Consider the following 16,138-nt stretch of genomic DNA (forward strand, 5'->3'; position numbering starts at 1 on the left):
CTTGTGCGCCCTCCCAGAACCGTGCTGGACGAAGCCCATCAGGACAACGGCACCGACCTAGGGAGCACACCATGGCCTGCACCAACCCCCAGTGCGACGACGGCATCGTTCCCAACCCGTACGCCGAGGACCCCGAGGACGTCACCCTCTGCCCGGACGAGTACCCCGGCTACGACCCCCGCGAGTTCCTCGACTACGAAGGCTGACAGCTCAGGGCCCCGGCTCAGGTCGGGGCCCATAGCCGCTCCACCGACCGCGAGCGCACCTGCGGGTGAGTGTCTAACTGCGTGACAACAGCGACGGACAGCGGCGGACAACCGCGAACACCCGCGGACCGTCGCAGCAGGTCGGAAGCACAACATTCCCTGGGCAGGCACTCAACTCATTTGCCAATCCGATAAACGGATTGGTACGACCCGGTGAGCGGTTCGTGGTCGTCACTGGTGGGTGGGCTGGTCGGTCCGCGTCGGCTTGGGGCTGTCCGAGAGCTTGAGCCAGACGACGCCGCCGATGATCAGGGTGAGCCAGAGCGCCTTGACCGGAGTCAGGGTCTCGTCGAAGAAGACCGGGCCGAGCAGTGCCGCTCCGACGGCGCCGATGCCGGCCCAGACCGCGTAGCCGATGCCTATGTCGATGGTGCGCAGGGCCAGGCTCAGGGAGAAGAGCGTGAGGAGGAAGAAGGCGACGGCGATCAGTGACCAGGAGAGCACCGTGAAGCCCTGGCTGCCTCCCACGGCCAAGGCGTAGGCGATCTCGAAGGCTCCGGCGAGGAGGAGGACCAGCCATGCGCGGGCTCGGTCGCTGCGGGCGGTCACGTTCTCGGCGGGCGTGATGTTCTTGTCGGTTGTGGCGGTAGCGGTGGTGGACATGGGAGTTCCTTTCTTAGGGACGTTCGGCGTTCTCGGCGTGCGGGGCGTGCGTGGGGGGGGCGGCGGCGTCAGGCTGCTCCGGTGAGCTGGAGGCCGACGACTCCGGCGATGACGGCGGCGATGCCCAGGAACTTGCGCCAGTCCAGGCGCTGGTCGAAGAGGAGGGCGCCGAGTACGACGATTCCGACCCCGGAGACCGCGGTCCAGATCGCGTAGCCGACGCCGACCTCGAAGGTGAGCAGGGCCAGGCTGAGGAGGTAGGTGCCGATGCCGCCGCTGATCAGGGTGGCGGCGGTCCAGCCGGGGCGGGTGAAGCCCTGGGCCTTGCCGGCGGTGATCGCGACGGCGATCTCGAAGACGACGGCGACGGCGAGGTAGAGCCAGTGCATGACGGTGTCCTTGACGTGAGGAGGGGTGGGTCAGGAGTGGGGGGTGAAGTCGGCGTGGTGCAGGTCGATGTAGCGGATGAAGGGCACCAGACCCCGCTCCACGGCCAGGTGTCGGGCCGCTGCCGCCAGGGACAGTCGGTCGGTTCCGTCGGCGTCGTAGCCCGCCCGGTAGTCGAAGCCCCACGCGGCGGCGGTGTCGCGGTCGACGGCGAAGTGGACGGCGGCGATGCCGTGTGCGGCGGCGACGCGGTAGCACAGGGCGCACGGCTCCCCCGTCGCCAGCAGCGTGGCTCCCCGCAGTGCGGAGCGGCCGCGGGCCCGGACGGCCTGCCGCAGGGCGACGATCTCCGCGTGGGCGGTGGGGTCGCCGGTCTCGTGGACGAGGTTCACGCCGGGGTCAAAGACCCAGCCGTCGGCGGCGACGAGCAGTCCGACGAAGGGCACCCCGCCGGACTCGACCCGGCGGACGCAGAGCTCCACGGCGTCGGCCATCAGAGCCGTGAGCCGCGCCGTGTCCGCGCTCACGCGGCGGCCGCTTCGCGCAGGGCCCTGCGGATCACGCCTTCGGTGGCGACGCCTTCGATGCGCCGGGTGCCGATGACGATCGTGGGTACGACGGTGATGTTCATCCGCGCCGACTCGGCCAGTGCGCGCCGGTGCCGCTCCGCGTACTCCTGCTCGTCGAGGGCCGCCGCGTAGGCGGCCGGGTCGAGTCCGGCCTCCTCGGCCAGACGGGCCAGGACCGCGCGGTCCCCGATGTCGAGGTCCTCGCGGAAGAACGCCGTCATCACGCGACGGTGATAGGCGTGGGCCCGCCCCTGCTCCGCGGCGAACTGGGCGCCCCGGAAGGCCAGTTCGGTGTAGGGCTGCGGCGAGACGGTCGGCAACCGCATCGGCACCTGGTGGTGGCGTGACATGGGGTACACGGCACGCTCCCAGATGTCGGGCAGGTACGGGTCCTCCGGCCGCAGGGTGGGCGTCGGCCGGGCGCGCAACTCGTGGGCGTGGTGGACGACTTCGACATCGGGCCGGTCGGCGATCGCGCGCTCCACCAGCTCGTCGGCGATCAGGCAGAACGGGCAGACGTAGTCCGACCACAGATGGATCTGAGCAGTCACGATGGCCTCCGGCCCTCCGAGCACCCCCGGTGGGTGCGACACCCAGATCGTGTAACTTCACGCCGGTGTCAGCTGCAAGGCACGGATGTCGGCGAACAGTTCAGGAGGTCTCATGCGCATCGGTGAGCTGGCGGCTGCCAGCGGCGTCAGCACCCGGTCACTGCGGTACTACGAGGCGCACGGGCTCATACGCTCCGAGCGCACCCCCGGCGGATGGCGCGACTTCGACAGCTCGATGGTGGAGCGGGTCGTCATGATCCAGCACCTGTTCGCCGCCGGCCTGGGCAGCACCACCATCGACGAGGTGCTGCCCTGCATGGAGGCACCGCCCGAAGAGCGCAACGGTGTCATGGAGCGGCTCTTCGCCGAGCAGGCCGAGCGCCTGGAGGCCAAGCGACGCGACATCGACCGGGAACTCGACACGTTGCAGGCGCTCCGCGTCGAAACGGCGCTGCCCGGCGAAACCCCGTGAGCGAACGGCATGGCCAGAAGGCTGTCCGGCTATCGGAGCTGGAGCTGGTCTCGCTGCGCCTGCTCGGCGTCGACCTGGCCGGCGCCGCGGAGGCGGCCCGTGCCGAACTGCTCCGTTCGGCGCGCCCTGCGGACAGGTGCCGGCCATCGTGCTCGGCACCGCCTCCACACTGAAGGGCTGCTACGAGGCCGATGTGGCCCACCTGGCCCAGGGCGGGTCGCCGGACGACTTCGCCGCGTACAACGAGGCGCGGTCGATGTACCTGTGGGCCGCCCCCGAGCGCCGCAGAACCGTCCATCGGCTTGGCATACGCCAAGCCGTCGGGGGAACACGTATGGCACCGAAGAGTGCCTCGCAGAGGCAGAAGTGCCCAGAAGGAGCCTGTGGTCGTGTCGAAGCCGGAACCGCGCCGCGTAAGGACCTTGCTCGCCCGCTACGCGAACGCACGCATCGCGCTCGCGGAGAAGCCCGCCCCGGCGTGGCAGCGGGAGCTGGCAGATGTGACCCGCACGCTGTGTGCGGTGACCGGGACCCGCTCCATCAGCGACGCGATCGCGACTGCCGACGAGATACTGGCGGCGGCCGGGCACCCCGCAACGACCTCCCGGGCCTCACTCGCGGCAGACCCGGACCTCGCCGCCTGAGAGCGTCACGGCCACACCACGCGCCGGGAACAGGCTGTCCATCCTGCACTGTTGCCCCCAATGTGCGGTGCACCCACCGCACATTGGGATCAGGACTTGTCTCCGCAGGAGGACCGACTCATGGCCGACCGGCCTTTGACGCTCATGGCAGTACACGCCCACCCCGACGACGAGGCCACCGGAACCGGGGGCGTCCTCGCGCGGTATGCGGCGGAAGGCGTGCGCACCGTTCTCGTGACCTGTACCGACGGCGGTTGCGGTGACGGGCCGGGGGGTGTGAAACCGGGTGAGCCCGGGCACGATCCGGCGGCCGTCGCCCTGATGCGCCGGCACGAACTCAAGGCGAGCTGCGACGTCCTGAAGATCAGCGATCTGGAGATGCTGGACTATGCCGACTCCGGAATGATGGGCTGGCCGAGCAACGACGCCCCCGGATCCTTCTGGCAGACCCCCGTGGCGGAAGGCGCCACCCGCCTCGCGGAACTCATGCGGCACTACCGGCCCGATGTGGTCGTCACCTATGACGAGAACGGCTTCTACGGACACCCCGACCACATCCAGGCCCACCGCATCACGATGGCGGCACTCGAGATGATTCCGTTCACGCCGAAGGTGTACTGGACGACGATGCCCCGCTCGGGAATGCAGCGGTTCGGCGAGATCATGCGCGAGTTGCACCCGGACATGCCGGAGCCGGACCCCGCCGAGGCCGCCGCGCTCGCCGAGATCGGCCTCCCCGACGACGAGATCACCACGTGGGTGGAGACCACCGCGTTCAGCGGCCAAAAGTTCGACGCACTGGCCGCGCACGCCAGTCAGGGCGAGAACATCTTCTTCCTCAAGATGGGCAAGGAGAGGTTCGGCGAGTTGATGGGCATGGAGACCTTCGTACGCGTCAAGGACACCACCGGCGCGGCCGTACCCGAGAACGACCTCTTCGCCGGACTGCGCTGATAACGGACTCACCGGACTGCGCTGACACCAATAACGAACAAACGGGGATCAGCCGAACCTGCCGCGCCCTCCGCGCGGCAGGTTCGGTGTGCTTGAGGCCTTGACAACATGATTGGTCTGGACCAACGATGCGCACAGCAGCGGTGGCCACCGTCGTTCACTTCCTCCCCCACCCCTCCCTGGAGGCACCCCGTGGATCGTGTACGTCAGGGCAGAGCCGGTGTTCGACGGAGACTCGGTGCGGCGATCGCCGTCGGTGCGGCCGCCGCGCTCGCCGTCACCGGGCTCGCCGCACCGGCCCAGTCGGCCCCCGCGAACGCACAGACAAGCACACCGTCGGCGGACGTCACAGCAGACGTCAACGTCGTCAAGAACGCCGGGTTCGAGTCGGACCTGACCAACTGGACCTGCGCCGCGAACAGCGGCACCACCGTCACCTCCCCCGTGCACGGCGGCACGAAGGCGCTCAAGGCCACCCCGTCAGGACAGGGCACCGCCGAGTGCTCCCAGATCGTCGCGGTGAAGCCCAACTCGACGTACAAGATCAGCAGTTGGGTGCAGGGCGGGTACGCCTATCTCGGCGCCCGCGGCACCGGCACCACCGACGTGTCGACCTGGACGCCGGGCACCTCGTCCTGGCAGCAGCTCTCCACCACCTTCACCACCGGCGCGAACACCACGTCGGTGACCGTGTACACGCACGGCTGGTACGGGCAGAGCGCGTACTACGTGGACGACGTGAGCGTCTTCGGGCCCGACGGGGGCGGCGGCACCGACCCGGTGGAGATACCGGCCGTGCCGTCCGGCCTCGCGGCGGGCACGACGACGCCCACGTCGGTGGACCTGTCCTGGACCCCGGTCTCCAAGGCCACCGGTTACACCGTCTACCGCGACGGCACGAAGGTCGCCGCCACCACCGGCGCCGCCACCACCGTCACCGGCCTCACCCCCGACACCGCCTACAGCTTCCAGGTGAGCGCGTCGAACGCGGCGGGTGAGTCCGCGAAGTCGACGGCGGTGACCGCACGGACGGCCAAGGGCGACGGCGGCGGGGACACCACCGTGCCCCGGCACGCACTGACCGGCTACTGGCAGAACTTCAACAACGGCGCGACCGTGCAGAAGCTGCGCGACGTGTCCTCGCAGTACGACATCATCGCCGTCTCCTTCGCCGACGCCACCCCCACCCCCGGCCAGATCACCTTCAACCTGGACCCGGCCGTCGGCTACTCCTCCGTCGCCGACTTCAAGGCGGACATCGCCGCGAAGAAGGCCGCGGGCAAGTCCGTCATCCTCTCGGTCGGCGGCGAGAAGGGCACCATCTCCGTCAACAGCGACGCCTCCGCGACGGCCTTCGCCAACAGCGCCTACGCGCTGATGCAGGAGTACGGGTTCAACGGCGTCGACATCGACCTGGAGAACGGCATCAACCCCACCTACATGACGAAGGCGCTGCGCCAGCTCTCGGCGAAGGCGGGCCCGAAGATGGTGCTCACGATGGCGCCGCAGACCATCGACATGCAGTCCACCTCCGGCGGCTACTTCCAGACGGCACTGAACGTGAAGGACATCCTCACGGTCGTCAACATGCAGTACTACAACAGCGGTTCGATGCTGGGTTGCGACGGAAAGGTCTACAGCCAGGGCAGCGTCGACTTCCTGACCGCGCTCGCCTGCATCCAGCTGGAGGGCGGCCTCGACCCGTCACAGGTCGGGATCGGCGTCCCCGCCTCGACGCGCGGCGCGGGCAGCGGCTACGTGGCCCCGTCGGTCGTGAACAACGCCCTGGACTGCCTGACCCGCGGCACCGGCTGCGGCTCCTTCAAGCCGTCCAAGACGTACCCGGCGCTGCGCGGCGCCATGACGTGGTCCACGAACTGGGACGCGACCGCGGGCAACGCGTGGTCGAACGCCGTCGGCCCGAAGGTGCACAGCCTTCCCTAGTCAGGCGAGGCGACGTACGGCCTCGTCCATCACCCCGCGCACCAGGAGCGCGTCCGGCGCGACAGCGGTGACCAGGACACCGGGGCCCGCGAGGGGCGTGATGGCCGCCCACTCCCCCAGCGGCCCGGCGGGCGGCTTCCGGTGCGCGAACTCCGGGCGTACGACGATGAGTTGCCCGAGCGCGCGGTGGCCGGCCAGGACCGCCGGGCCGTCCCAGCCGCCGGGCGCGCCGGGGCCGCAGGACAGCTCCTGGTCGAGGAGGAGCTGTCCCGCGCGGCGCACGGTGAGGCGGCTCGTCAGGCGGCCCGGGGCCTCACCCGTGCGGCCGAGCACCTGCTCCTCGCGCAGCACCAGGCGGGCGTCGGCGGCCAGCTCGGCCCGCGTGGTGACGCGCAGGTCGCTGTCGCGCACGGAGATCAACTGCTCGGGCAGCCAGTGCAGTTCGGCGCCGTCGGCGACGGTGAGGCGCACGTCGTAGCGTGCCGTCGCCCGGGTCTGACCCGGCAGCGCGAGGGTGGCCGCCGCCGAGCCGATGTGCAGTGCCGCATCCTGCTGGGCGGTGGCCTCGATGGTGAGGTGGTCGCCGCCCAGGGGGCCGCTCATCGCGCCGACGAGCGTGACGCGCGCCGCGCGGCCGGTGGAGCGGGTGCGGCGCAGCGCGAGCGGGCCCTCGCCGTCGAGGACGGGGAGCGACGTGCCGCCGCGGCCGTCGGCGCGCGCCTCGACGCGGGCGGTCGCGCGGATTCCCGCGCCGCCGGCCGCCACGGCGGTCGCGGCCGACGTCGGCCGGCTCGTTTCCAGTACTCCGCACGGGGCCGTGGCGTCCCGAGGGGCCAGTTCCACCGTCACGCCGACGCGGTCCACGTCGCGTACTGCCCGCGCACCCATGCGGCGACCGGACCGACGCCCTCGGCCGACCGCAAGGACTGGAAGGCGACGGGGAGTTCGGCGCGCTGCGCCTTCGCGTCGGCGGCCATCCGGGCGAGGTCGGAGCCGACGTGCGGGGCGAGGTCGGTCTTGTTGACGACGAGCAGGTCGGCCGTGGAGACGCCGGGGCCGCCCTTGCGCGGGATGTCGTCGCCGCCCGCGACGTCGATGACGAAGATCTGCGCGTCGACGAGGCCCTTGGAGAAGGTGGCCGTGAGGTTGTCGCCGCCGGACTCGACGAGGATGAGGTCGAGCGGGCCGACCTCGTCCTCCAGGTCCTCGACGGCCTCCAGGTTGGCGGAGATGTCGTCGCGGATCGCGGTGTGCGGGCAGGCGCCGGTCTCCACGGCGGTGATGCGCTCGGGCGGCAGGACGGCCTCGCGGAGCAGGAACTCGGCGTCCTCGCGGGTGTAGATGTCGTTGGTGACGACGGCGAGGGAGAGCTCGTCGCGCAGTTCGCGGCAGAGCGCGGCGACGGTCGCCGTCTTCCCGGAGCCGACCGGGCCGCCGAGCCCGATGCGCAGCGCGCGGCGGCGTCCGTCGGGACGGTGGGCGTCGGCGGAGACGGCGGCGGGGCCGTCGTGGGAGTGGTCGAGGTGCAGCATGACAGCTCCATGGGTCGGGGGTGGGCCGCCGGAGGGGCGGGCAGGGGCGGTGGGTTGGGGGGCGCTACGACGCGAAGAGCCGTACCGGCCAGGCCGCGTGCGCCTCGGCGCCGATCTCCAGGAGCGGCGCGGAGGCCGCGGGCAGCGCGTCGACGCCCTCGTCGAGGGCGCGTCTCGCCGCGTCGGCGGCCCGGAGCGCCACCTGGTCGACGTCGGGCGCGAGCCGGGCGAGGACCGCCGTGGCGTCGAAGGGATCGAGGCTGAGCAGCCGTACGGTGGCGGTCGCCGGTCCGCTGATCCCTTCGTACGCCGAGCAGTACGCCGCGTCTTCGGGCCCGAGTCCGGCGGCACGGGCGGCGAGTCCGAGGACGACGGGCTGATGGGCTCCTTTGGGGAACTGCCGGGCCAGCGCGTCGAGTTCGGGGTGCGGCCAGGTGGCGCGGGCGGCCCGCGTCATCTGCCGGCCGAGGCGCCGCGCCGCGGTGCGCAGGGCGGGTGAGGGTGTGCGGGCGTCCGCCGCCGCGTCCAGGGTGCCCGGGTCGACGCCGAGGGCGGCGGCCGCCGCGAGGGCGGCCGACACGAGCCCGGAGGTGTGCAGTCGGCCCCGGCAGAAGGCCTCCAGGCTGGGCGCGCCGGTGATGCGGCCGGCCTTGACGGCCGCCTCGGCGCCGCCGGAGTGGGCGTGCCCGCCGGCGGGGAAGCGGCCGTCGGCCAGGACGAGGAGTGCTGCTCTGGACATGGGTGGGGTCGCCTGGTGTCGTCGTGGCCGTCAGAAGAGGAAGTACCGCTGCGCGAGCGGGAGTTCGGCGGCGGGCGACGGCTCGACGAGTTCGCCGTCGATGGTGACGGCGAAGCTGTCGGCGGCGACCTCGACCCGGGGCAGCGCGTCGTTCTCGCGCATGTCGGCCTTGCTGCGGCCGCGGGTGGAGCGGATCGCGGCGAACGGCTTGTCCAGGCCGAGGCGCTCCGGCAGACCGTCGTCGAGCGCGGACTGGGTCACGAAGTTGACCGAGTTGAGTGCGGGGGCCTTGCCGTGCGCTCCGTACATGCGGCGTGGCAGGACCGGCTGCGGGGTGGGGATGGAGGCGTTGGCGTCGCCCATCTGCGCGTAGGCGATCTGTCCGCCCTTGAGGACGAGCTGCGGCTTGACGCCGAAGAACGCCGGTTCCCACAGCACCAGGTCGGCGAGTTTGCCGGGCTCGACGGAGCCGAGTTCGTGGTCGATGCCCTGGGCGACGGCCGCGTTGATCGTGTACTTGGCGACATAGCGACGTGCGCGGTGGTTGTCGGCGCGGGTGTCGCCCGGCAGGAAGCCGCGGCGCCGCTTCATCACGTGCGCGGTCTGCCAGGTGCGCATGATGACCTCGCCGATGCGCCCCATGGCCTGGGAGTCCGAGGACATGATCGAGATGGCGCCGAGGTCGTGGAGTATGTCCTCCGCGCCGATCGTGGTGGGCCGGATGCGGGACTCGGCGAAGGCGAGGTCCTCGGGGACGGCCGGGTTGAGGTGGTGGCAGACCATCAGCATGTCGAGGTGCTCCTCGACGGTGTTGACGGTGTGCGGCCGGGTGGGGTTGGTGGAGCTCGGCAGCATGTTGGGCAGCGAGACCGCCGTGATCATGTCGGGGGCGTGGCCGCCGCCCGCGCCCTCGACGTGGAAGGCGTGCAGGGTGCGGCCCGCGACGGCGTCGAAGGTGGCGTCGATGAACCCCGCCTCGTTCAGGGTGTCCGTGTGGACGGCGAGTTGGGCACCGGTCTCCTCGCAGACGTTCAGGCAGGCATCGATCGTGGCGGGCGTGGCGCCCCAGTCCTCGTGGATCTTGAAGCTGACGGCGCCGGCGCGGAGCTGGGCGTGCATCGACTCGGCGTTGACGGTGTTGCCCTTGCCGAGGAACCCAATGTTGACGGGGCTGGACTCCAGCGCCGCGAACATCCGGGAGAGGTGCCAGGCGCCGGGCGTGATGGTGGTCGCCTTGCTGCCCTCGGCAGGCCCGGTGCCGCCGCCGAAGAGCGTGGTGACGCCGGAGGCGAGCGCCTCGTCGACGATGGTCGGCGAGATGAAGTGGATGTGGGTGTCGATGCCGCCGGCGGTGAGGATCTTGCCGTTGCCCGCGATGATCTCGGTCTCGGGGCCGATGACGAGATCGGGGTGGACGCCGTCCATCGTGTCCGGGTTGCCGGACTTGCCGATGCCGGTGACGCGGCCGTCGCGGATGCCGATGTCGGCCTTGACGATCCCCCAGTGGTCGATGACGACCGCGCCGGTGATGACGGTGTCGGGGGCGCCTTCGGCGCGGGTGGTGCGGGACTGGCCCATCGACTCGCGGATGACCTTGCCGCCGCCGAAGACCGACTCGTCGCCGGAGCGTCCGGGTCCGCCCGAGCGGTCCTCCTCGATCTCGACGAGGAGGTCGGTGTCGGCGAGCCGGATGCGGTCGCCGGTCGTGGGTCCGAAGAGGTCCGCGTACGCGGCACGGGACAGCTCAGGCATCGAGGGCACCTCCGGTCTCGCCGCGCAGACCGGGCACGACGCGCTTGCCGGCCAGCGGGACGAGTTCGACGTCGACGGGGATTCCGGGCTCGAAGCGCACGGCGGTTCCGGCGGCGATGTTGAGCCGCTTTCCGTGCGCGGCGCCGCGGTCGAACTCAAGACCCGGGTTGGCCTCGGCGAAGTGGTAGTGGGAGCCGACCTGGACGGGGCGGTCGGCGGCGTTGAGGACGGTGAGGCGGGTGACCTCGCGGTTCTCGTTGAAGGCGACGGGCTCGTCCGCGAAGAGAAGCTCTCCGGGGACCGGTCCGTGGCCGGTGCCGTGCGATGCGGCATGCATGAGACGCGGACTCCCGTCAGACGATCGGCTCGTGGACGGTGACGAGCTTCGTGCCGTCCGGGAAGGTGGCCTCGACCTGGACGTCGTGGATCATCTCGGGGATGCCGTCCATGACGTCGTCCCGGGTGAGGATCCGCCGCCCGGAGGACATGAGCTCGGCGACGGTGCGGCCGTCGCGGGCGCCTTCGAGGATGTGGGAGGTGATGAGGGCGATCGCCTCGGGGTGGTTGAGCCGCAGTCCCCGCGCCCTTCGCTTCTCGGCCACATCCGCGGCCACATGGATGAGCAGTCTCTCCTGCTCGTGCGGGGTCAGTTGCACGCGTCCCACCTCACAGTCCTCGCTCCGAACCGCTGCGGGGTCCGGCTGCCGCGGCCACCGCGACGGATATAGATGTAACACACAGCGAGTGCGCGCGATCTTGCGCACCCCGGTTAGAAAATCCGCTGGTGGCGTGGCACGGGAGGGTAGTTGGGAGGAGTTTCAACGAGGTTAACCAGTCGTTGACCGGCCCATGACCGTCAGCTGGGCTCCGCCATACTCATCAGGGCCCGCAGCCCGTCCTGCAACGCCTCGACGGGGACCTCGTCGAACAGGACGCACTGCGCGACGAATCCCTGCACGGCGGCGATCATCGTCCGGGCGACGTGGTCGGCGGGGATGTCGGCGCGCATCAGGCCCGCCTTCTGGTAGCCCTCGACGATCACCACCCAGACAGCGCGCACTCGCGTATAGACGTCCGTCAGGACGGCCGACAGGTCGTCGTTGCGCAGGGTCTCCGTCCACACCTGCATCAGCAATCGGGCGGAGTGCCCCGCGTCGACCCCCCGCATCCCCGGGCGCAGGTCCAGCACCTCCGCGAGCGCCCTGGCCACCAGGACGTCGGGCCGCGGCGGCGGACTCTGCCGGGCGGCCGCCTCGAAGACGCCGCTGATGTCGGAGAGCACCTCGCCGACGATCGCGGCGATCAGTTCGTCCTTGCCGCGGAAGTAGCGGTAGACGGCGCCGGCCGAGAGGCCCACCTCCTTCAGCACGTCCTGCATAGACGTGGCATGGAAGCCGTTCCGCGCGAAGCAGACCGCCGCGCCGTCGAGGATCTGCCGGCGGCGGGCGTCGAGGTGTTCCTGGGATACGCGAGCCATGCCCCGAACCTAAAACGAACGTTCATTCTTGACAAGCCCGGCACGCCGCACGACATTGGAGACGCAGAGAGAACGAACGATCATTCTCTTTACTCGGGAAGGACTGACCGGACCCATGCCCACGCCATCCATGCCCACGCCGCTCACCGGCACATCGCACCGCCGCCCCCGCACCGCGGCGGTGACCGTGCTGGCCTGCGCCCTCGCCGCCCTGGCCCTCTGGGCCTTCGCCTGGCCCGCCGCCCGCACCGCGCCCCACGACCTGCCGCTCGGCGTCGCGGGACCGGCCGCGGCCGCCGAACCGGTCGCACGGCAACTGGAGCGGCGCGAGGGCGCCTTCGAGATCCATCGTTACGCCGATGAGGCCGCCGCCCGAGCCGCCATCGAGGACCGGACCGTATACGGCGCGATCGTCGCCACGCCCGGCGGACCCGAGCTGCTCACCGCGACGGCCGCGAGCCCTGTCGTCGCACAGCTGCTGCAACAGGCCGTACGGGAACAGGCCCCGGACTCCGCCGCGGTCCCGACCGTCGACGTGGTCCCGGCGCCCGCGGCCGACCCGAGGGGCGCGGCCCTCGGATCCAGCGTGCTGCCGCTCGTCCTCGCCGGGGTCGCGGCCGGTGCGCTCGTCACACTGCTGGGGCTGCGCGGCGGGCGCGCGGCGGCCGTACTGCTCGTCACCGCCGCGCTCGTGGGCGCCGTCACGGCCGCGCTCGCGCACAGTTGGCTCGACGTGCTCACCGGCAACTGGTGGGCGGTGGCCGCAGTGTTGGGCCTGGCGACGCTCGCGGTGAGCGCCACCGTCGCCGGGCTCGCGGCCCTGTTCGGGCTCGCGGGCACGGGGTCGGCGCGCTGCTGATGGTGCTGCTCGGGAACCCCTTCTCCGGGGTCACATCGGCTCCGCAACTGCTGCCCGAACCCGTCGGGCTCATCGGCCAGTTGCTGCCCCCGGGCGCCCAGGGAACCCTGCTGCGCGCGGTCTCCTTCTTCGACGGCGCGGGGGCGTCGGGGCCGGCCCTGACGCTGAGCGCGTGGGCCGCTCTCGGCCTCGCGGCGGTCCTGCTCGGGTCGCTACGCGTCCGGCGGAGCCACGCCACCGCGCCGACCGCACCGCGGCAGCCCGCGACGTCGGCGGGCTGAGGCGCGCTCCGCGACGTCGGCGGGCTGACGCGCGCTTCGCTACGTCGCGTTCGGGCCTCGGTGTTCGGCCGCGATGCCGAACCGGTGCCGCTCCGACGGGGCGGGTGACGCGGAGTCGATCGAGGTGACGGTGGAGATCGTCCGCTCCTCGGCGGCTTCGGCGAGCCCTTCGAGGCGTTCCAGGTCGGCGGCGGAGACCAGGGCCACGAGCGGCTTGCCGTGCCGGGTGACGACGACCCGCTCGCCGCCGTAGACGACGCGGTTGATCAGCTCGGCGAGCTCTGCGCGGGCTTGCGTCACCGGAATCTCGTAGGCCATGCGTCCAGCTTAGACGCCGCTCCCCTCCCCCTACGTAACGTACGTCCTGTACTTTCTGTACAGAACGCCGGACCGCACCCCGGCGACCGGAAGAAGAGAGGCGAGCCATGAGTCAGCTGTCCGCCCGTCCGTCTGCCCGACACGTCCTGCCCGAGTTCACCGAACGCACCAGTTCGGGGGCGCGGACCATGGACCCGTACTCGAAGCTCCTCGAAGAGCGGATCGTCTTCCTCGGCGCGCCCGTCGACGCCACCTCGGCGAACGACGTGATGGCGCAGTTCATGCACCTGGAGCACCAGGCGCCGGACCGCGACATCTCGCTGTACATCAACTCCCCCGGCGGCTCGTTCAGCGCGATGACCGCGATCTACGACACGATGCGGTACGTCAGCTGCGACGTGGAGACGATCTGCCTGGGCCAGGCCGCGTCGGGCGCCGCCGTCCTGCTCGCCGCGGGCACCCCCGGAAAACGGTTCGCCCTGCCCGGCGCGCGCGTTCTGATCCACCAGCCGGCCGTCTCCGAACCGATCCACGGCCAGGCCACGGACCTGGCGATCCAGGCCGACGAACTTCTGCGCACCAGGCGGCAGTTGGAGGAGATGCTCGTACGGCACACGGGGCAGAGTCCGGAGCGGATCACCGCGGACGTCGAACGGGACAAGATCTTCGACGCGCCCGCGGCCCTGGAGTACGGGCTCGTGGACGGCATCATCCCGAGCCGCAAGGCCTCGCTCGCCGCCCGCGACCCGAGGTGAGCCACCGATGCTGCCGCCCGAACTGCCGCCCCTGCCCGCCCTCACCCGCGCCGAGGCGGAGTTGATCGACCGCTATCTCGAAGTCGTCGACCTGCTCGGCCGCATCAATCCGGCCCGCACCGAGCACACCTACCGCGGTCTGCGCGCCGCCCAGGCCCTGGTCGGCCGGGCGGTCGCGCTGCGGGACGCGCTCGCCCTCATGCACCAGCGGGGCGAGACTGAGATGCACACGCCCACGCTGGTCCGGGCGCTGCGCGTCCTCGATGGCGAGCGGCGGGCGGGACGACTCACCGTGCCGCCCCCGCAAGGCTCCTGAAATTCCGTCGGGCGCCCCCGCTTCCGACGCCCGGACGTCCGGGGCGACTTCGAAACGGACCAGTCGGGCTACCCCGGACGGCGTACCCACGCGTCCTTATCCGCACGGTCCGAAGTTGCGTCCGGCGAGTACAGCAGGGGCGGAATTATGCATTCCGCTGCTGGTCGAGCGGTCGTCAGAGAGGGCGGCGGAACGCCGAATTCGGCAGTGTCCACCTGAACAGGTCAGTCGTGAGTAGCCTCACAAAACACCGTTTCGACTCGGTTTTCGGACCTGTTTCGGGTCAAGATCCCTTCCGACGACAAGCCCCCGCCACAGCGGCGGGGCGGTCCGGGCGGACGCCGAGTCCTGCCGCCACCCGGATGACCGGTCGACATCTGTGCAACGGCAGGAGTGGAGGACCCAGGTACGACGGGCCCGTCCGGGAAGTCCGGACGACGCCCTTGGGGTTAAGCCGCAGAGCACGACGCGGCCGGGCATCTTCGCCTGCCCGAACCCGACAGGTCATCCTTCACAGGCGGCTGACGAAGGGTTGCGCATGACCGCGCTGAATCATGTTCCGTCGCTGCTCAGCAGGACGGGGGCCGCATCGGCCCTCACGCTCGCCGTCGTGGGCGGCACCGTCGTGGCCCCCGGGCTCACGGCGGAGGCCGAGGCAGCGACACACGGAACGAAGGCGCTCAAGATCGCGGCGTCCAAGAAGGGCTCCCCGTACGGCTACGGGGCGGCCGGACCCAACCGGTTCGACTGCTCGGGCCTGACGCTCTACTCGTTCAAGAAGACGGGCAAGAAGCTGCCTCGCACGGCCGCCGCGCAGTACAACAAGACCAAGCACATCTCCAGGTCCCAGCGGACCCGTGGTGATCTGGTGTTCTTCCACTCCGGACGGAACGTCTACCACGTCGGGATCTACGCGGGTAACAACCGCATCTGGCACGCTCCCAAGAGGGGGACCGTGGTGCGCCTGGAGAAGATCTGGTCCAACAGCGTCTGGTACGGCAGGGTGCGCTGACCGCACCGTCCAGCGCGGCACTCGCGGGCCCCGGCCGAACCGGTCAGCGGGCGTCGTCACGCGAGCCGCGCTGGACGGGTGGCTGCCAGGGCAGCGCGATCCACACGGTCTTGCCGCCCTCGTCGGTGGGGCTGACAGAGAGCCTGCCGCCGCACTCGGCCGCCAGCCAGCGGATGATGACCATGCCGCGGCCGTTGTCCTGCTGGACGGCCGCAGGGAGCCGCTTGGGGTAGCGGGGGTGGCTGTCGGTGACACCGATGCGCAGCTGCTCGTCACGGTCGAGCTCCAGGTCCACGGTGAAGGTGGGCGACTGGCCCAGGGTGTGCTGCACGGCGTTGGTGGTGAGTTCGGAGACGATCAGCCTGATCGTGTCGGCCACCTCGGCGTCGCCGGGCAGGCCCCATTCCGCGAGCACGCGGGAGACGAATTTCCGGGCGGCGGGGACCGAGACAGGATCGCTCGGCAGGGTGACGGAGGCTTCCTGGTGGTCTGCCATGGCGACGTTGTCCCTTTCCCACCGGGACCGGTCTCCGGCTCGCGGCGGATGACTCGAGGACAGTCCCGGACTGGTGCTTCGCGCCAGCCTGCCACTCCTTGGCCGGTCACGGGTGGCGATCCACCGAGATGTGCATATATCTGTCGCTCGAAGCGGTGAACTCTGCTAAGGCAGACCGTATTTGGGCGTGAGAGCGGTACTTCCTCTAATC

General features: G+C 70.9%; 21 protein-coding genes, 1 pseudogene and 1 riboswitch. Of the genes and pseudogenes, 9 read left to right on the forward strand and 13 right to left on the reverse strand.

Annotated elements, in window-relative coordinates; genetic code table 11:
• The first annotated feature begins 71 nt into the window (after window positions 1–71).
• Window positions 72–206 carry a hypothetical protein gene (locus ACZ4Z4_RS32905; protein WP_468335590.1) on the forward strand — a complete coding sequence of 45 codons (135 nt, stop codon included), beginning with the start codon at window positions 72–74 and terminating at the stop codon, window positions 204–206.
• A 231-nt stretch (window positions 207–437) separates the two neighbouring features.
• Here ACZ4Z4_RS32905 and ACZ4Z4_RS32910 read toward each other — a convergent pair whose 3' ends face one another.
• The 4 genes from ACZ4Z4_RS32910 to ACZ4Z4_RS32925 all read right to left on the reverse strand — a co-directional run bounded on the left by ACZ4Z4_RS32910 (window position 438) and on the right by ACZ4Z4_RS32925 (window position 2,376).
• Window positions 438–869, reverse strand: coding sequence for a DMT family transporter (locus ACZ4Z4_RS32910; RefSeq protein WP_468335593.1), 432 nt, complete (start codon window positions 867–869; stop codon window positions 438–440).
• Between the two features lie 68 nt (window positions 870–937).
• Window positions 938–1,258 carry a DMT family transporter gene (locus ACZ4Z4_RS32915; protein WP_468335596.1) on the reverse strand — a complete coding sequence of 107 codons (321 nt, stop codon included), beginning with the start codon at window positions 1,256–1,258 and terminating at the stop codon, window positions 938–940.
• A 30-nt stretch (window positions 1,259–1,288) separates the two neighbouring features.
• Window positions 1,289–1,783 (reverse strand): nucleoside deaminase, encoded by a 495-nt coding sequence (locus tag ACZ4Z4_RS32920; RefSeq protein WP_468335599.1) that lies wholly within the window; start codon window positions 1,781–1,783, stop codon window positions 1,289–1,291.
• Window positions 1,780–2,376: a DsbA family oxidoreductase gene (locus ACZ4Z4_RS32925; protein WP_468335602.1), complete on the reverse strand. Its 597-nt coding sequence runs from the start codon at window positions 2,374–2,376 to the stop codon at window positions 1,780–1,782. Before ACZ4Z4_RS32925 ends, ACZ4Z4_RS32920 begins: the two co-directional genes overlap by 4 nt.
• Before the next feature lie 112 nt (window positions 2,377–2,488).
• Here ACZ4Z4_RS32925 and ACZ4Z4_RS32930 point away from each other — a divergent pair, with 112 nt between their 5' ends.
• From ACZ4Z4_RS32930 to ACZ4Z4_RS32945, 4 genes are all read left to right on the forward strand, one after another.
• On the forward strand, window positions 2,489–2,848 hold the full coding sequence (locus ACZ4Z4_RS32930; RefSeq protein ID WP_468335605.1) for a MerR family transcriptional regulator: 360 nt from the start codon (window positions 2,489–2,491) through the stop codon (window positions 2,846–2,848).
• Between the two features lie 389 nt (window positions 2,849–3,237).
• Window positions 3,238–3,492 (forward strand): DUF5133 domain-containing protein, encoded by a 255-nt coding sequence (locus ACZ4Z4_RS32935; protein WP_468335608.1) that lies wholly within the window; start codon window positions 3,238–3,240, stop codon window positions 3,490–3,492.
• 120 nt (window positions 3,493–3,612) lie between these two features.
• Entirely contained in the window at window positions 3,613–4,446 is an 834-nt protein-coding gene (locus ACZ4Z4_RS32940; protein ID WP_468335611.1) for a PIG-L family deacetylase, read from the forward strand.
• Window positions 4,447–4,638: 192 nt separating this feature from the next.
• Window positions 4,639–6,390, forward strand: coding sequence for a chitinase (locus tag ACZ4Z4_RS32945; protein WP_468335614.1), 1,752 nt, complete (start codon window positions 4,639–4,641; stop codon window positions 6,388–6,390).
• Here ACZ4Z4_RS32945 and ACZ4Z4_RS32950 read toward each other — a convergent pair whose 3' ends face one another.
• The 7 genes from ACZ4Z4_RS32950 to ACZ4Z4_RS32980 all read right to left on the reverse strand — a co-directional run bounded on the left by ACZ4Z4_RS32950 (window position 6,391) and on the right by ACZ4Z4_RS32980 (window position 11,890).
• Window positions 6,391–7,278, reverse strand: coding sequence for an urease accessory protein UreD (locus ACZ4Z4_RS32950; RefSeq protein WP_468335618.1), 888 nt, complete (start codon window positions 7,276–7,278; stop codon window positions 6,391–6,393).
• Complete coding sequence (ureG, locus tag ACZ4Z4_RS32955) at window positions 7,236–7,919, reverse strand: urease accessory protein UreG (protein ID WP_468336233.1); 684 nt, start codon at window positions 7,917–7,919, stop codon at window positions 7,236–7,238. Before ureG ends, ACZ4Z4_RS32950 begins: the two co-directional genes overlap by 43 nt.
• 67 nt (window positions 7,920–7,986) lie before the next feature.
• Window positions 7,987–8,661: an urease accessory protein UreF gene (locus ACZ4Z4_RS32960; RefSeq protein ID WP_468335621.1), complete on the reverse strand. Its 675-nt coding sequence runs from the start codon at window positions 8,659–8,661 to the stop codon at window positions 7,987–7,989.
• Between the two features lie 30 nt (window positions 8,662–8,691).
• Entirely contained in the window at window positions 8,692–10,413 is a 1,722-nt protein-coding gene (locus ACZ4Z4_RS32965; RefSeq protein ID WP_468335626.1) for an urease subunit alpha, read from the reverse strand.
• On the reverse strand, window positions 10,406–10,750 hold the full coding sequence (locus tag ACZ4Z4_RS32970; RefSeq protein WP_468335629.1) for an urease subunit beta: 345 nt from the start codon (window positions 10,748–10,750) through the stop codon (window positions 10,406–10,408). Before ACZ4Z4_RS32970 ends, ACZ4Z4_RS32965 begins: the two co-directional genes overlap by 8 nt.
• Before the next feature lie 16 nt (window positions 10,751–10,766).
• Window positions 10,767–11,069, reverse strand: coding sequence for an urease subunit gamma (locus tag ACZ4Z4_RS32975; RefSeq protein ID WP_398306692.1), 303 nt, complete (start codon window positions 11,067–11,069; stop codon window positions 10,767–10,769).
• Window positions 11,070–11,269: 200 nt separating this feature from the next.
• Window positions 11,270–11,890: a TetR/AcrR family transcriptional regulator gene (locus ACZ4Z4_RS32980; protein ID WP_468335632.1), complete on the reverse strand. Its 621-nt coding sequence runs from the start codon at window positions 11,888–11,890 to the stop codon at window positions 11,270–11,272.
• Window positions 11,891–12,020: 130 nt separating this feature from the next.
• Between ACZ4Z4_RS32980 and ACZ4Z4_RS32985 the strand changes: the two are divergent.
• Window positions 12,021–13,030 (forward strand): annotated as a pseudogene (locus tag ACZ4Z4_RS32985) (ABC transporter permease).
• A 39-nt stretch (window positions 13,031–13,069) separates the two neighbouring features.
• Here the strand turns inward: ACZ4Z4_RS32985 and ACZ4Z4_RS32990 are convergent.
• Complete coding sequence (locus tag ACZ4Z4_RS32990) at window positions 13,070–13,348, reverse strand: type II toxin-antitoxin system Phd/YefM family antitoxin (protein ID WP_468335634.1); 279 nt, start codon at window positions 13,346–13,348, stop codon at window positions 13,070–13,072.
• Between the two features lie 107 nt (window positions 13,349–13,455).
• On the opposite strand from ACZ4Z4_RS32990, the gene ACZ4Z4_RS32995 reads away from it, so the two are divergent.
• From ACZ4Z4_RS32995 to ACZ4Z4_RS33005, 3 genes are all read left to right on the forward strand, one after another.
• Window positions 13,456–14,103 carry an ATP-dependent Clp protease proteolytic subunit gene (locus ACZ4Z4_RS32995; RefSeq protein ID WP_468335637.1) on the forward strand — a complete coding sequence of 216 codons (648 nt, stop codon included), beginning with the start codon at window positions 13,456–13,458 and terminating at the stop codon, window positions 14,101–14,103.
• A 7-nt stretch (window positions 14,104–14,110) separates the two neighbouring features.
• Window positions 14,111–14,419 carry a hypothetical protein gene (locus tag ACZ4Z4_RS33000; RefSeq protein ID WP_468335640.1) on the forward strand — a complete coding sequence of 103 codons (309 nt, stop codon included), beginning with the start codon at window positions 14,111–14,113 and terminating at the stop codon, window positions 14,417–14,419.
• Window positions 14,420–14,777: 358 nt separating this feature from the next.
• Window positions 14,778–14,954: riboswitch (cyclic di-AMP (ydaO/yuaA leader) on the forward strand.
• Between the two features lie 3 nt (window positions 14,955–14,957).
• Window positions 14,958–15,431 (forward strand): C40 family peptidase, encoded by a 474-nt coding sequence (locus ACZ4Z4_RS33005; protein WP_398306700.1) that lies wholly within the window; start codon window positions 14,958–14,960, stop codon window positions 15,429–15,431.
• A gap of 43 nt (window positions 15,432–15,474) precedes the next feature.
• Here ACZ4Z4_RS33005 and ACZ4Z4_RS33010 read toward each other — a convergent pair whose 3' ends face one another.
• Window positions 15,475–15,927, reverse strand: a complete 453-nt coding sequence (locus tag ACZ4Z4_RS33010) for an ATP-binding protein (protein WP_468335643.1) — start codon at window positions 15,925–15,927, stop codon at window positions 15,475–15,477.
• Window positions 15,928–16,138 lie beyond the last annotated feature (211 nt).

The organism is Streptomyces sp. NPDC030245, from assembly GCF_055572995.1.

What these genes read in the sequence shown, in the direction of transcription:
- ACZ4Z4_RS32970 (WP_468335629.1), bottom strand. Translation starts at nt 10,750, where the DNA reads ATGCATGCCGCATCGCACGGCACCGGCCACGGACCGGTCCCCGGAGAG.
- ACZ4Z4_RS32960 (WP_468335621.1), bottom strand. Translation starts at nt 8,661, where the DNA reads ATGTCCAGAGCAGCACTCCTCGTCCTGGCCGACGGCCGCTTCCCCGCC.
- ACZ4Z4_RS32965 (WP_468335626.1), bottom strand. Translation starts at nt 10,413, where the DNA reads ATGCCTGAGCTGTCCCGTGCCGCGTACGCGGACCTCTTCGGACCCACG.
- ACZ4Z4_RS33005 (WP_398306700.1), top strand. Translation starts at nt 14,958, where the DNA reads ATGACCGCGCTGAATCATGTTCCGTCGCTGCTCAGCAGGACGGGGGCC.
- ACZ4Z4_RS32915 (WP_468335596.1), bottom strand. Translation starts at nt 1,258, where the DNA reads ATGCACTGGCTCTACCTCGCCGTCGCCGTCGTCTTCGAGATCGCCGTC.
- ACZ4Z4_RS32950 (WP_468335618.1), bottom strand. Translation starts at nt 7,278, where the DNA reads ATGGGTGCGCGGGCAGTACGCGACGTGGACCGCGTCGGCGTGACGGTG.
- ACZ4Z4_RS32940 (WP_468335611.1), top strand. Translation starts at nt 3,613, where the DNA reads ATGGCCGACCGGCCTTTGACGCTCATGGCAGTACACGCCCACCCCGAC.
- ACZ4Z4_RS32995 (WP_468335637.1), top strand. Translation starts at nt 13,456, where the DNA reads ATGAGTCAGCTGTCCGCCCGTCCGTCTGCCCGACACGTCCTGCCCGAG.
- ACZ4Z4_RS32905 (WP_468335590.1), top strand. Translation starts at nt 72, where the DNA reads ATGGCCTGCACCAACCCCCAGTGCGACGACGGCATCGTTCCCAACCCG.
- ACZ4Z4_RS32910 (WP_468335593.1), bottom strand. Translation starts at nt 869, where the DNA reads ATGTCCACCACCGCTACCGCCACAACCGACAAGAACATCACGCCCGCC.
- ACZ4Z4_RS32930 (WP_468335605.1), top strand. Translation starts at nt 2,489, where the DNA reads ATGCGCATCGGTGAGCTGGCGGCTGCCAGCGGCGTCAGCACCCGGTCA.
- ACZ4Z4_RS33010 (WP_468335643.1), bottom strand. Translation starts at nt 15,927, where the DNA reads ATGGCAGACCACCAGGAAGCCTCCGTCACCCTGCCGAGCGATCCTGTC.
- ACZ4Z4_RS33000 (WP_468335640.1), top strand. Translation starts at nt 14,111, where the DNA reads ATGCTGCCGCCCGAACTGCCGCCCCTGCCCGCCCTCACCCGCGCCGAG.
- ACZ4Z4_RS32980 (WP_468335632.1), bottom strand. Translation starts at nt 11,890, where the DNA reads ATGGCTCGCGTATCCCAGGAACACCTCGACGCCCGCCGCCGGCAGATC.
- ACZ4Z4_RS32990 (WP_468335634.1), bottom strand. Translation starts at nt 13,348, where the DNA reads ATGGCCTACGAGATTCCGGTGACGCAAGCCCGCGCAGAGCTCGCCGAG.